General features: G+C 59.4%; 13 protein-coding genes. 8 read left to right on the top strand and 5 right to left on the bottom strand.

Features of this window, described 5'->3' with window-relative positions; all coding sequences use genetic code 11:
- Window positions 1-274: 274 nt before the first annotated feature.
- From xthA to ACOTY9_RS00235, 6 genes are all read left to right on the top strand, one after another.
- Window positions 275-1,081, top strand: a complete 807-nt coding sequence (gene xthA, locus ACOTY9_RS00260; RefSeq protein WP_014883464.1) for an exodeoxyribonuclease III — start codon at window positions 275-277, stop codon at window positions 1,079-1,081.
- Between the two features lie 6 nt (window positions 1,082-1,087).
- On the top strand, window positions 1,088-1,771 hold the full coding sequence (locus ACOTY9_RS00255; protein ID WP_348565586.1) for a TVP38/TMEM64 family protein: 684 nt from the start codon (window positions 1,088-1,090) through the stop codon (window positions 1,769-1,771).
- 15 nt (window positions 1,772-1,786) lie between these two features.
- The gene (locus ACOTY9_RS00250; protein ID WP_348565744.1) at window positions 1,787-2,947 is read left to right on the top strand and encodes an ABC transporter substrate-binding protein; all 1,161 of its coding nucleotides are present in this window, start codon (window positions 1,787-1,789) and stop codon (window positions 2,945-2,947) included.
- On the top strand, window positions 2,920-4,449 hold the full coding sequence (locus tag ACOTY9_RS00245; protein WP_348565587.1) for a thiamine ABC transporter permease: 1,530 nt from the start codon (window positions 2,920-2,922) through the stop codon (window positions 4,447-4,449). Before ACOTY9_RS00250 ends, ACOTY9_RS00245 begins: the two co-directional genes overlap by 28 nt.
- Entirely contained in the window at window positions 4,449-5,069 is a 621-nt protein-coding gene (locus tag ACOTY9_RS00240) for an ATP-binding cassette domain-containing protein (RefSeq protein WP_023332753.1), read from the top strand. Before ACOTY9_RS00245 ends, ACOTY9_RS00240 begins: the two co-directional genes overlap by 1 nt.
- A gap of 73 nt (window positions 5,070-5,142) precedes the next feature.
- Window positions 5,143-6,450, top strand: coding sequence for a sulfurtransferase (locus ACOTY9_RS00235; protein WP_014883460.1), 1,308 nt, complete (start codon window positions 5,143-5,145; stop codon window positions 6,448-6,450).
- Here ACOTY9_RS00235 and ACOTY9_RS00230 read toward each other — a convergent pair.
- Window positions 6,447-7,064: a CDP-alcohol phosphatidyltransferase family protein gene (locus ACOTY9_RS00230; protein WP_014883459.1), complete on the bottom strand. Its 618-nt coding sequence runs from the start codon at window positions 7,062-7,064 to the stop codon at window positions 6,447-6,449. The genes ACOTY9_RS00235 and ACOTY9_RS00230 overlap by 4 nt on opposite strands.
- Window positions 7,057-7,626, bottom strand: a complete 570-nt coding sequence (locus tag ACOTY9_RS00225) for a carboxymuconolactone decarboxylase family protein (protein ID WP_014883458.1) — start codon at window positions 7,624-7,626, stop codon at window positions 7,057-7,059. Before ACOTY9_RS00225 ends, ACOTY9_RS00230 begins: the two co-directional genes overlap by 8 nt.
- A 75-nt stretch (window positions 7,627-7,701) precedes the next feature.
- Between ACOTY9_RS00225 and ACOTY9_RS00220 the strand changes: the two genes are divergently transcribed.
- Window positions 7,702-8,118 carry a pyrimidine (deoxy)nucleoside triphosphate diphosphatase gene (locus ACOTY9_RS00220; protein ID WP_014883457.1) on the top strand — a complete coding sequence of 139 codons (417 nt, stop codon included), beginning with the start codon at window positions 7,702-7,704 and terminating at the stop codon, window positions 8,116-8,118.
- Here the strand turns inward: ACOTY9_RS00220 and ACOTY9_RS00215 are convergent.
- Window positions 8,078-8,350: a YnjH family protein gene (locus ACOTY9_RS00215; protein ID WP_014883456.1), complete on the bottom strand. Its 273-nt coding sequence runs from the start codon at window positions 8,348-8,350 to the stop codon at window positions 8,078-8,080. The genes ACOTY9_RS00220 and ACOTY9_RS00215 overlap by 41 nt on opposite strands.
- Window positions 8,351-8,577: 227 nt before the next feature.
- Here ACOTY9_RS00215 and gdhA point away from each other — a divergent pair, with 227 nt between their 5' ends.
- Entirely contained in the window at window positions 8,578-9,921 is a 1,344-nt protein-coding gene (gdhA, locus tag ACOTY9_RS00210) for an NADP-specific glutamate dehydrogenase (RefSeq protein ID WP_014883455.1), read from the top strand.
- 117 nt (window positions 9,922-10,038) lie between these two features.
- On the opposite strand, the gene ACOTY9_RS00205 is transcribed toward gdhA, so the two are convergent.
- Window positions 10,039-11,952 (bottom strand): DNA topoisomerase III, encoded by a 1,914-nt coding sequence (locus tag ACOTY9_RS00205; RefSeq protein WP_063861582.1) that lies wholly within the window; start codon window positions 11,950-11,952, stop codon window positions 10,039-10,041.
- A 4-nt stretch (window positions 11,953-11,956) separates the two neighbouring features.
- Entirely contained in the window at window positions 11,957-13,000 is a 1,044-nt protein-coding gene (gene selD / locus ACOTY9_RS00200) for a selenide, water dikinase SelD (RefSeq protein ID WP_014883453.1), read from the bottom strand.
- Window positions 13,001-13,040: the final 40 nt, after the last annotated feature.

Raw genomic sequence — 13,040 nt, 5'->3', positions numbered from 1 at the left:
TGTTACTGCATAAAAAGTGAATATTTTTACGATAAGCGGCGCTTTGCCGCATGAAAATAAGAAAGAGTATGCAAAGGCCAAATATAATTCTGGAATTGTGATCGCTCGCGAAATTTCCCGGCCATTTACGCCCTGTCCGGGGGCAAAACGCGTCATGATGGTGCAAATATTGCACCACCGGCATTATCTGTCGCAGTTATTGGTCGAACCCGGTAACAGTTGATGCAAATTCTGCTACCATCCATGCACTATTCACCTTGCACTGGCAGCGACTATGAAATTTGTCTCTTTTAATATCAACGGCCTGCGCGCCCGTCCTCATCAACTGGAAGCCATTGTTGAGCAACATCAGCCCGATGTTATCGGCCTGCAGGAGACCAAGGTTCACGACGACATGTTCCCCCTCGAAGAAGTCGCGAAACTGGGTTACAACGTCTTCTACCACGGTCAGAAAGGTCACTATGGCGTCGCGCTGCTCACTAAAGAAACCCCGGTTTCCGTGCGTCGCGGCTTCCCCGGGGACAATGAAGAAGCGCAGCGCCGTATCATCATGGCGGAAGTGCCCTCTGCACTTGGCAATATCACGGTCATTAACGGCTATTTCCCACAGGGTGAGAGCCGTGACCACGAGACAAAATTCCCCGCCAAAGCGAAGTTTTATCAGGATCTGCAGAACTACCTGACAACCGAACTGAAAAAAGAGAATCCGGTGCTGATCATGGGCGACATGAATATCAGCCCGACGGATCGGGATATCGGCATAGGCGAAGAGAACCGCAAGCGCTGGCTACGTACCGGCAAATGTTCCTTCCTGCCGGAAGAGCGCGAGTGGATGGAACGCCTGCTGGGCTGGGGCCTGGTGGATACCTTCCGCCATGCGAACCCTGAAACCCAGGATCGCTTCTCGTGGTTTGACTACCGCTCAAAAGGCTTTGACGACAACCGTGGCCTGCGTATCGACCTGCTGCTGGCCAGCTCGCCGCTGGCTGAGCGCTGCATCGAAACCGGGATCGACTACGATATCCGCAGCATGGAAAAGCCATCGGACCATGCGCCGGTGTGGGCTAAATTCAAGCTCTGATCGCGCGTGAACAGTCGAAAACTACTCTTCCTGTGCGCCCTTCTGGGCGCATTTATTCTGACGTTTGTCATGCTGCCACCAGGCACGCTCTCTCTGGAAGGGGTTAAAACTCACCAGCAGACGTTACTTTCCCATGTCGACCGCGCGCCGCTGCAGAGCGCTATGATCTTTTTTGCACTCTACGTAGCGGTCTCCGCCCTGTCGCTTCCCGGCGCGGCGATCCTGACCCTGCTGGGCGGAGCACTGTTTTCGCTGTGGGAAGGCACCGTGCTGGTCTCGTTTGCCTCTACGCTCGGGGCTACGCTGGCCATGCTTGCCAGCCGTTATCTCCTTCGCGACTGGGTTCAGCAGCGCTTTGCCCGACAGATGAATACGGTGAATACCGGTATGGCACGCGAGGGTACGGCCTATCTTTTTGCCCTGCGCCTGATGCCGCTGTTCCCGTTTTTTGTGGTGAATTTGCTGATGGGGGTGACCCGCATCACGGTGAGGCGCTACTGGTGGGTTAGCCAGGTCGCCATGCTGCCCGCCACGGTTGTCTTCCTCAACGCCGGGCGCGAGCTGGGAAAAGTGACATCGCTGCACGATATTGTATCGCCGGGTATGGTCTTCGCCTTTACACTATTGGGGTTATTGCCGCTGGCTACCCGCTGGCTGTATTCCCGTTACACCTCTTCGTTCAAAAAGTGAGGCATTATGCGCCGTGTGCGTTTTTGCACGTTTCTGACAGGCCTGCTGCTGGCCGCCCCCCTGTCTGCCGCCGACAGCTGGCAAAGTATCCAGCAACAAGCCAACGGGCAGACTGTCTGGTTTAACGCCTGGGGAGGCGATCCGGCGGTCAACCGCTACCTTGAGTGGGTGAGCGGCGAGATGCAAACGCACTACGCCATTACCCTTAAAATCGTCCCGCTGGCCGACGCTGCCGATGCGGTAAAACGGATCCAGACCGAAGCCGCCGCGGGGCGCAAAACGAATGGCTCGGTCGACCTGCTGTGGGTCAACGGCGAAAACTTCCGCACGCTAAAAGAGGCTAATCTCCTGCAAACCGGGTGGGCGCAGAGGTTGCCCAACTGGCGCTATGTCGATACCCGCAAACCTGTCACCGAAGATTTCGCCATTCCCACAGACGGCGCGGAATCGCCGTGGGGCGGCGCGCAGCTGACCTTTATCGCCCGCAAAACCAGCATGCCGACGCCGCCAGAAGATCCGCAGGCGTTGCTGGATTACGCAAGGCAGAACCCCGGCAAGCTCAGCTATCCCCGCCCGCCCGATTTTACCGGTACCGCGTTCCTTGAGCAGCTGCTGATGACGCTCACGGCTCATCCGGATGCGTTGCAAAAAGCACCCGATGACACCTTTGCCCAGGTGACCGCCCCGCTCTGGGCGTATCTCGATAAACTGCACCCGCTGCTGTGGCGTGAAGGGAAAGACTTCCCTCCCTCGCCCGCCCGGATGGATACCCTGCTTGCCAGCGGGAGCCTGAATCTGTCGCTGACCTTTAACCCGGCGCATGGGCAGCAGAAAGTGGCGAGCGGCGAACTGCCTGCCGACAGCTACAGCTTTGGTTTTCGCAACGGGATGCTCGGCAACGTCCATTTTGTGGCGATTCCGGCCAATGCCAGCGCAAGCGCTGGCGCAAAAGTCGTCGCCAACTTCCTGCTGTCACCGCGGGCGCAAATCCGCAAGGCCGACCCGGCCATCTGGGGTGACCCGAGCGTGCTGGATGTGAAAACGCTGCCCGAAGATGAAGCAAAACAGCTGCTGGCTCATACGCCGCAGGGGCTGCCGAAGGTTCTGGCAGAGCCGCAGTCCGCCTGGGTTAACGCGCTGGAGCAGGAATGGCTGCGTCGTTACGGCACCCGTTAAGCTGGCTTGTCTGGCTGGCGATGGCGATTATTTATCTGCCGCTCCTGCCCGCCGGTGCCATGCTGCTTGCTCCGGCATTTTCTGTCGTTAACTGGCAGCGGCTGCTGAACGACCCACAATTGCCTCAGGCAGCCATCGCCACCCTGGTTTCAACGCTTATCGCCACGCTGGGGGCGTTGTTTATCGCCCTTTCTCTCGTGGCCCTTTTCTGGCCCGGCAAACGCTGGCGGCATCTCAGTACACGCCTGCCGTGGCTGCTGGCCGTGCCCCATGTGGCTTTCGCCTCCAGCGCGTTGCTGCTGTTTGCCGAAGGCGGTCTGTTTTATCAGGTCTGCACCGTCTGTTCACCTCCGTATGACCGCTACGGTATCGGGCTGGGTCTGACGCTCGCGGTCAAAGAGAGCGCGTTTGTGCTGTGGGCGATTTACGCCGTGCTGCCGGAAAAACGGCTCGCACCGCAGAAGATTGTCCTGCAGACCTTCGGCTACGGGCGTTTTCAGACGCTTAACTGGCTGCTCCTTCCGGCGATCGCGCCGGTACTCGGCGCGGTGATGCTGGCGGTGCTGGCGTGGTCGCTGTCCGTCGTGGACGTGGCGATCGTTCTCGGGCCCGGTAACCCGCCGACGCTGGCCGTGCTGGCCTGGCAGTGGCTGAGCCAGGGAGACGTACAGCAGCAGGCAAAAGGGACGCTGCTGTGCCTGCTTCTCCTTCTGCTGCTGGCCGCGCTTGCTGCGCTGGGCTACGGGCTGTGGAAGGTGTGGCGTCGCACGTTTGCACATCCGACGGGCGCACGCCACAGGTCTCATCTCGCCCTGCCAGAGCGTGTATTCAGCGGCTTTCTGCCCGCGTGCGGGATACTTTGCGCCGCGGTGCTGTTGATGCTGGCCCAACGGGACGATGTTGGCCCGGTGAGTACCAGCCTTTCTTTCGGTCTGCTTTCGAGCCTTGTCGCCCTGATCGTCATTTTTCTCTGGCTGGAATGGGGGCCGCAGCGAGGCGCTCCGTGGGTGTGGTTACCGCTCGCGCTCCCGGCGCTACCGCTGGTCACGGGGCAATATGCCATTGCGTTACATCTGGGCCTCGACGGGCACTATGCCGCCGTGCTCTGGAGCCATCTGCTCTGGGTACTCCCCTGGATGCTGCTGGTGCTGCAACCGGCCTGGCAAAGGCTCGATCCCCGGCTTATTCTTACCGCCAGGACGCTCGGCTGGCGGCGGGCAAAAATCTTCTGCCTGCTGAAATGCCCTCTGCTGGTGCGCCCTGCGCTGCTGGCCTTTGCCACCGGTTTTTCAGTCAGCATGGCGCAATATATGCCGACGCTGTGGCTGGGCGCAGGTCGTTTCGCCACGCTGACCACCGAGACCGTCGCGCTCAGCAGCGGGGGCAGCATCCCGGTTCTCGCTAACCGGGCGCTGGGTTTACTGCTGGTCACGGGCACGGTGTTCGGTCTGGCCTCACTCTTCTCCCGGCTTGCGGGCCGCTATCGTCAGGGATTACGTTAATGTTGAAGGTAAAGGATCTCACCATCGAACCGCTTTTCCGCGAGGTTAATTTTTGCGTTCCCCGCGGGGAGATCGTCACCCTGATGGGTCCCTCCGGCAGCGGAAAATCGACCCTTTTTTCCTGGATGGTCGGCGCGCTGTCAGATGATTTTCAGGCACGGGGCGAGCTGTGGCTCGATGAGCGTCGCTGCGACGGCCTTCCCGTCGAATCTCGCGGGCTGGGCATTCTCTTTCAGGACGCGCTGCTGTTTGACGCGTTCAGCGTCGGACAAAATTTGCTGCTGGCGTTGCCTGAGCGGATCGCCGGACGCGCACGTCGGGAAGCCGTCGAGCTGGCGCTGAATTCCGCCGGGCTTGGCGACCGTTACGCCAGCGACCCGGCAACCCTTTCCGGCGGTGAGCGCGCCCGGGTGAGTCTGCTGCGCGCCCTGCTCGCTGAACCGCAGGCACTGCTGCTGGATGAGCCCTTCAGTCGCCTCGATAAAGCGTTACGCACGACGTTTCGGGCCTGGGTGTTTGACACCGTCCGGGCGCGCAATATTCCGGTGGTGCTGGTCACCCATGATGAGGACGATATTCCGCCCGCCGGCGAGGTGATTGAGATTTCTCGCTGGCAATAATGTGCTAACGCAATGTTTTCTGTTTCGGGAGAGACGACAATGCCCCCCTCTTTTACTGACGTCAGGTTATTCGATGAAACGTGTTTCTCAACTGACCGCGCTGGCCCTGCTCTGCGGCCTCGCTTCGTTTTCCTCTCAGGCGGCTGAAATGGCCAATTCACTCACGCTGTCCCAGCTTCAGGCGCAGCACGGTACGCCTGTCGACACCCGCGCCAGCGCGTTCTACAACGGCTGGCCGCAGACCCTCAGCGGTCCTTCCGGGCATGAACCCGCAGCGCTCAACCTTGCGGCCAGCTGGCTTGACGCAATGAGCGACGAACAGCTGGCGCGCTGGGCTAAACAGCATCAGCTTTCGCCTGCGACGCCTGTCGCGCTGTACGGCGACGATAGCGCCAACCTTGCGGTGAAAGCGCGCCTGGAGAAAGCCGGATATCACGCTATCTCGCTGCTCAGCGATGCCCTGCAAACCCCGGACCGCCTGCAGCGTCTGCCGCACTTTGAACAGCTGGTCTATCCACAGTGGATCCACCAGCTCCAGCAGGGTAAACCGGTGACAGCCGCGCCCGCGGGTGAATGGAAAGTCATAGAAGCGGCCTGGGGCGCGCCGAAGTTTTATCTGCTGAACCATATTCCCGGCGCGGGATACATCGACACCAACGAAGTGGAAAGCGAGCCGCTGTGGAATAAAGTCTCCGACGACAAGCTGAAAGCGATGCTGGCGAAGCACGGGATCCGTCACGATACCACCGTCATTTTGTATGGTCGTGACGTTTACGCCGCCGCGCGCGTGGCGCAGATTATGCTGTATGCAGGCGTGAAGGATGTGCGCATACTCGATGGCGGCTGGAAGGCGTGGTCAGATGCGGGTCTGCCGGTTGAACGCGGTACGCCAGGGAAAGTGAAACCCGCCCCTGATTTTGGCGCACCGATCCCTGGTCAGCCGCAACTGATGGTGGATATGGAACAGGCGCGCGGTATGCTGCACCGCCAGGATGCCTCTCTCGTCAGTATTCGTTCGTGGCCGGAATTTATCGGCGAAACCAGCGGCTACAGCTACATCAAGCCAAAAGGTGACATTGCCGGCGCCCGCTGGGGCCACGCGGGAAGCGATGCCACCCACATGGAAGATTTCCACAACCCGGACGGCACCATGCGCAGCGCCGACGACATCACCGCCATGTGGAAAACGTGGGATATCCTGCCGGAGCAGCACGTCGCCTTTTACTGCGGCACCGGCTGGCGAGCGGCTGAAACCTTTATGTACGCCCGGGCTATGGGCTGGAAGAACGTCGCCGTCTATGACGGCGGCTGGTATGAGTGGAGCAGTCACCCGCAGAACCCGGTCTCCCGCGGTGAGCGCGGGCCCGAGAGTACGCGTTAAGGTTTGAGTGACTTTAGCGTCACATAACCGCTCCAGATGCGCGTTGTGGTGGTCAGCCAGCACAACGCGCCAAATATCCACGCGAACACGGCAAAATGGGCCGGAAACAGGCAGCAGAGCACGAACAGCACGATGGTCTCCGTCCCCTCCGTTAACCCGCCGATGTAGTAAAACGACTTGTGCGCATAGCCGGGGTTGTCGATATTGTGCTTCGCCGCCAGTGCCGCAAAGGCCAGAAAGCTGCTCCCGGTGCCAATAAATGCGAACAGCAGCCAGGCGGCAGCCAGCGTATTCTGCTCAGGTGCCGCCAGCGCAAAGCCAAACGGCACCAGCGCGTAGAACAGGAAATCGAGTGCGATATCCAGAAACCCTCCCGCATCCGTGAGCCCTCTCCGGCGCGCCAGCGCACCGTCCAGACCATCCAGCAGGCGGTTCAGGACGATGGCGACCAGTGCTGCCGGGTACCAGCCGAGGGCCAGAAATGGCAACGTCAGCAGGCCGATGGCAAACCCCGCCAGGGTAAGTCCGTCGGGCGTAATGCCCGGCTTATCCAGCGCAGAGACCAGACGATTCAGCGCGGGTTTTATCCGTGGGTGCAGGTGACGGTCAAGCATCAGGCTTCCCTTTAAACGTGGCGCACAGCCCCTGCGCCGGAATATCCAGCGCGGCGTTAAAGCGGGCGGAGAGATTCTGAAAGGCGATGAGCGCCGTCATTTCAGTAATAACCTCATCGGTAAAGTGGCGTTTCAGCGCCGTTTTGATTGCTTCATCCACCCTGGGCGGCGTGGCGGTGACCGCCTCAGCATAGGCCAGCGCCGCGCGCTCTTGTTCACTGAACAGGTCAGAGTCTGGCCAGTCGCTCACGGCCTGGACTTTATCCAGCGCCCCGCTGCGCTCGGCCAGACGCAGGCTGTTAGCATCAATGCAAAAAGCACAGTGGCACAGCTGCGATACCCGCGTCATCAGCAGCGAGCGGAGTTGCGGCGTCAGGCGCGCGTTTCTTCGCTCCAGAAAACCGACAAACAATGCGACCAGCCAGAACAGACGCGGCATGCGCCCCCACCAGCGCGTGGGATTCAAGACTGCACCAAAGTGTTTTCGCTGCATGGCGGCAATCGGTTTTACGCTCGCCGGAAGGGTTGGGATGGGTTCTACCCAGGTGGACGACTCTTTCACCTGTTTCTCCTGATGACTGGACTCTTTGAAAGGGCACGATAATATGTCGTTTTTCGCTATCAAGTATTGACGACCATGCTAAAAACAGTCGATGTCGTTGCGGCCATCATCGAAAAAGACGACAAAATTTTACTGGCGCAGCGCCCTGCTCACGCCGATCAACCGGGAATGTGGGAATTCGCTGGCGGAAAAGTCGAGGCCGGTGAAACCCAGCCTCAGGCGCTAATCCGCGAGCTGCGTGAAGAGTTGGGTATTGAGGCGCAGCCCGTGCAGTATGTGGCAAGCCACCAGCGCGAAGTGTCGCAGCGGTTAATCAACCTGCACGCCTGGCATGTTCCTGCCTTTAGCGGAGCGTTAACCGCACACTACCACAGCGCGCTGGCGTGGTGCACGCCGGAAGAGGCGTTGAGCTACGACCTGGCCCCGGCGGATATTCCGCTGCTGGAGGCGTTTATTCTTTTACGCGCCGCCAGACCAGCGGGTTCGTGCTGATCGCGCGTTCATCACGCTGGCATTGCAGCAAAACCCCGTCCGCTTTTACCACTGCTCCTTCAGAATAATTTTGATCCTGATAGATACAGCACTGGTTACAGGGTTGCGCACGCTGGCCGCCGGAGCTAAAGACCTCCGGCGGGACATTCACCTCCACGTCCGGGCGAATGCGGTCAGCCTGCGCGCCAGCGGTCAACATCAACGAAAATGCAGCCATCACGTAACGATTCATAGACTTGTCTTCCTGTTATGTCCTGATAATGACTATAACGGTTAATCGGGCAGAATCTTTAATTTCACACATCATCGCTTTTTGTTATGACGCAGCGCGGGTCATTAATTTCCCTTTCACCCTACATTTCTGCTTGCTTCACAAAGCAGTACGGGTGGTATAGTCAAAAAAACAACACAAATCGCATAAGCAATATACATAAATGACTATAAGGGGTTCTTATATCTATGGATCAGACACGCTCTCTGGAAAGCTTTCTTGCCCATGTTCAGCAGCGCGACCCGCATCAGAGCGAGTTCGCTCAGGCCGTTCGTGAAGTGATGACCACCCTGTGGCCTTTCCTTGAAGAAAACCCGCGTTATCGTCAACTGTCGCTGCTGGAACGTCTGGTTGAGCCAGAACGGGTGATCCAGTTCCGCGTGACCTGGGTGGATGACCGCAATCAGGTCCAGGTCAACCGCGCCTGGCGCGTACAATTTAACTCCGCCATCGGCCCGTTTAAGGGCGGCATGCGTTTCCACCCTTCCGTGAACCTGTCGATCCTGAAATTCCTCGGCTTTGAGCAGACGTTTAAAAACGCGCTCACCACCCTGCCGATGGGCGGCGGGAAAGGCGGGAGTGACTTCGATCCTAAGGGGAAAAGCGAAGGTGAAGTGATGCGTTTCTGTCAGGCGCTGATGACCGAGCTCTGGCGCCACCTTGGTCCGGACACCGACGTACCGGCGGGGGATATCGGCGTGGGGGCCCGCGAAGTGGGCTTTATGGCCGGGATGATGAAAAAGCTTTCCAACAACAGCGCCTGCGTCTTTACCGGCAAAGGATTGTCGTTTGGCGGGAGTTTGATTCGCCCGGAGGCGACCGGATATGGTCTGGTCTACTTCACCGAGGCGATGCTCAAGCGTCACGGGTTAGGGTTTGAAGGGATGCGCGTGGCGGTGTCCGGCTCCGGTAACGTGGCGCAATACGCTATCGAAAAAGCGATGCAGTTTGGCGCCCGCGTGGTGACGGCCTCGGACTCCCGTGGCACGGTGGTGGATGAAGCGGGCTTTACGGCAGAAAAACTGGCGCGCCTGTGCGAAATTAAAGCCAGCCGCGACGGGCGGCTCGCAGACTATGCCCAGGAATTTGGGTTGACGTATCTGGAAGGCAAGCAGCCGTGGGGTGTTCCGGTGGATATTGCCCTGCCGTGCGCCACGCAAAACGAACTGGACGTGGACGCCGCGCGCACGCTGATCGGCAACGGCGTGAAGGCGGTGGCCGAAGGGGCGAATATGCCGACCACCATCGATGCGACGGATCTGTTCCTCGAAGCGGGCGTGCTGTTTGCCCCAGGCAAGGCCGCCAATGCGGGCGGCGTGGCAACCTCCGGCCTTGAGATGGCGCAAAACGCCGCGCGTCTTGGCTGGAAGGCGGAGAAAGTGGATGCCCGTTTGCACCATATCATGCTAGATATTCACCACGCCTGCGTGGAGTACGGCGGTGAAGCGTCGCAAACGAACTACGTGCGCGGAGCGAATATCGCCGGATTCGTGAAGGTGGCGGATGCGATGATTGGGCAGGGTGTGATTTAAGCTTTCACTGTGTTCTCGCCCTGTAGGCGCGGTAAGGCGTAGCCGCCACCGGGCTTTTTTTCAGGCCGCAGAGCTGCTTTTCGCCGGGTGGCGGCTACGCCTTACCCGGCCTACGGTTTAAGAAGCTGCCGCGCTCTTTTTCTTTTTAAAGGGCTTCTTCGCGCCGCTACCCGGCGCAACCATCCCTCTGAACCGCTTCACCGGCGTACTGCGTGCCTGATCGATCAACTGATACAGCGTCCCCACCAGCGGCTGCATAAAGTCCTGGTAGCGGCACTGCTTTTCACTGATTTGCGTTAGCACGGATTCCCAGTGCGCGGTCATGTCCGGCCTCGCGGCCAGCTCCGGAAGGGAGTGGATGAGCGCCCGCCCCGGCTCCGTGGAGTGGATATAGCGTCCTTTTTTCTCCAGGAAGCCGCGCTTGAACAACAGTTCGATGATCCCCGCTCGCGTCGCTTCCGTACCCAGACCGTCGGTGGCGCGCAGGATTTTCTTCAGATCTTTATCCTGCACAAATCGGGCGATCCCGGTCATGGCCGACAGCAGCGTCGCATCGGTGAAATGGCGTGGCGGCTGGGTCTGACGTTCAACCACTTCACCTTTCTCGCACAATAACTCGTCATCTTTGGCGACAACCGGCAGCGGCGTACCGTCGTTCTCCTCGTCACGCTCTTTGTTGCCGAGCAGCGTGCGCCAGCCCGCTTCCGCGAGGAAACGCGCTTTGGCGATAAACTTACCTTTGGCAATCTCAAGCTCAATGACGCATTTGCGGAACACCGCGTCCGGGCAGAACTGCATCAGATACTGACGGGCGATGAGGTTATAGACCTTCGCTTCGTTATCCGTCAGGTTAACGTGGCTGGCGCGTGCCGTCGGGATAATTGCATGGTGGGCGTCCACCTTTTTATCATCCCAGCAGCGGTTATGGGTGTCCGGATTCACCACCGGCTGCGGCAGGAGATCGGCGGCGTGTACGCTTATCGCATTCAGTACCGCGTGGCGACCGGCAAAATGTTCTTCCGGCAGATAACGGCTATCCGAACGCGGGTAGGTGATCAGCTTGTGGGTTTCATAGAGCTTCTGGCAGATATCCAGCACGTTTTGCGCGCTGAGGCCAAAGCGCTTCGCCGCCTCAATCTGCAAGGCCGAGAGCGAAAACGGCAGCGGTGCGGGTTCTAATTCCCGTTTATCGTTATAGCTGGTGACGATGGCAGGCTGACCGGTAATACGGTTAACCACATGCTCCGCCAGCGGACGGTGCAGCAAGCGCCCCTCTTCATCCTGGTACGATTCACAGGCATCGCTCGGCTGCCAGACGGCGGTAAAGCGTTCGTCCTTAGGCGTAACGATATGCGCTTTCACTTCAAAGAAATCTTTGGCGACGAAGTTCTCAATCTCTTCATCACGACGCACCACCAGCCCCAGCACCGGCGTCTGCACGCGGCCCACGGAGAGTACCCCCTGATAGCCCGCATTACGCCCGAGGATGGTGTAGGCGCGGGTCATGTTGATCCCGTACAGCCAGTCAGCGCGCGCGCGCGCAAGCGCCGAGACGCACAGCGGGATAAACTCGCTGTTGGCACGCAGACGCGAGATCGCACGCTCTACCGCCTGCGGGTTGAGGTCGTTTATCAGGCAGCGCTGTACCTGCTGGCGTTTTTCCGGCGCCAGCTCGAGATAGTCCAGCACTTCATCTACCAGCAGTTGCCCTTCCCTGTCCGGGTCACCTGCGTGAACCACTTCAGAGGCTTCGTGCAGGAAACGCTTGATCACGTTCAGCTGTTTGGTCACCGAAGGCCGGGGCTGCAGGCGCCATTTTTCCGGCACGATGGGCAGATCGTTGAGGTTCCAGCGGGCGTAGCGGCTGTCGTAGACGTCCGGCTGCGCCTGCTCGAGCAGGTGACCAATACACCAGGTCACCACCTGCCCGTTACCGCATTCGATAAAGCCGTCGCCCTTGCGGTGCGGCTTCGGCAACACGTCGGCGATGGCGCGCGCCAGGCTCGGCTTTTCGGCAATAAACAACCGCATCGAATTAACGGATCTCAATCATCGGTCGGCCACCGCGTGCGGTCACCAGCTCGCCGATCGCCGTCAGGGTAATGCCAAACTCGGCGGCCGTTGCCTGAACGTCAGCTTCGGCTTCCGGTGTGACCGCCAGCAGCAGGCCGCCGGAAGTTTGTGGATCGCACAGCAGGTTGCGCCACTCTTCAGGCATCTCGCCCATCAGGTGACCGTAGCTGGCAAAGTTGCGCTGAGTACCGCCCGGCACCGCGCCCTGCGCAATATACTCTTCCACGCCCGGCAGTTTCGGCACGTCCTGATACCAGACCTGTGCCTGCACGCCCGCGCCCTGACACACTTCGGAGAGGTGTCCCAGCAGACCAAAACCGGTCACATCGGTCATCGCCTTTACGCCGTCGATATTGGCGAATGCCGCGCCCGCAAGGTTCATCTGGCACATCACTTCCGTTGCCAGACCTTTGTGTTCCGGCTTCAGCAGGGATTTTTTCTCGGCGGTCGTGAGTACGCCAATGCCGAGCGGCTTGGTGAGGAACAGCTTGCAGCCCGCCTGCGCGGTGCTGTTGCGCTTCACGCGCTCGGTCGGCACCACGCCCGTGACGGCCAGGCCAAAAATAGGTTCAGGCGCGTCAATCGAGTGACCACCGGCCAGCGCAATTCCCGCCTGCTGACAGGCGAAACGGCCGCCATCAATGACGTCGCGGGCAATTTCCGGCGCGAGGGTATTAATTGGCCAGCCCAGAATGGCGATGGCCATAATCGGCTTACCGCCCATCGCGAAGATATCACTGATGGCGTTGGTGGCCGCAATGCGCCCGAAATCGAAGGGGTTATCGACAATCGGCATAAAGAAGTCAGTGGTGCTGATAATGCTGGTGCCGTTACCTAAGTCATAAACTGCAGCATCGTCACGCGTTTCATTGCCGACAAGCAGGTTCGGGTCGACAAACTTCGCCTGTTCACTGTGCAGAATGGTCTCCAGCACTTTCGGGGAAATTTTACAACCGCAACCGGCTCCGTGGCTGTACTGCGTTAAACGAATGGTTTGCTCGCTCATGGACGTCTCCTGTCATCTCAATCGCGCTATGGTAGCGCTC

The organism is Enterobacter cloacae complex sp. SHL012 (genome assembly GCF_049237505.1).
Classification (GTDB): Bacteria; Pseudomonadota; Gammaproteobacteria; order Enterobacterales; family Enterobacteriaceae; genus Enterobacter; species Enterobacter kobei.
The sequence above is the reverse complement of the archived record's forward strand: the minus strand, read 5'-3'. Positions and strand labels throughout refer to the sequence as shown.

Bases quoted from the DNA above. Each gene is read 5' to 3' on its own strand.
- gdhA (WP_014883455.1), top strand. From the start codon at position 8,578: ATGGATCAGACACGCTCTCTGGAAAGCTTTCTTGCCCATGTTCAGCAG.
- ACOTY9_RS00220 (WP_014883457.1), top strand. From the start codon at position 7,702: ATGCTAAAAACAGTCGATGTCGTTGCGGCCATCATCGAAAAAGACGAC.
- ACOTY9_RS00245 (WP_348565587.1), top strand. From the start codon at position 2,920: ATGGCTGCGTCGTTACGGCACCCGTTAAGCTGGCTTGTCTGGCTGGCG.
- selD (WP_014883453.1), bottom strand. From the start codon at position 13,000: ATGAGCGAGCAAACCATTCGTTTAACGCAGTACAGCCACGGAGCCGGT.
- xthA (WP_014883464.1), top strand. From the start codon at position 275: ATGAAATTTGTCTCTTTTAATATCAACGGCCTGCGCGCCCGTCCTCAT.
- ACOTY9_RS00240 (WP_023332753.1), top strand. From the start codon at position 4,449: ATGTTGAAGGTAAAGGATCTCACCATCGAACCGCTTTTCCGCGAGGTT.
- ACOTY9_RS00235 (WP_014883460.1), top strand. From the start codon at position 5,143: ATGAAACGTGTTTCTCAACTGACCGCGCTGGCCCTGCTCTGCGGCCTC.
- ACOTY9_RS00230 (WP_014883459.1), bottom strand. From the start codon at position 7,064: ATGCTTGACCGTCACCTGCACCCACGGATAAAACCCGCGCTGAATCGT.
- ACOTY9_RS00205 (WP_063861582.1), bottom strand. From the start codon at position 11,952: ATGCGGTTGTTTATTGCCGAAAAGCCGAGCCTGGCGCGCGCCATCGCC.
- ACOTY9_RS00215 (WP_014883456.1), bottom strand. From the start codon at position 8,350: ATGAATCGTTACGTGATGGCTGCATTTTCGTTGATGTTGACCGCTGGC.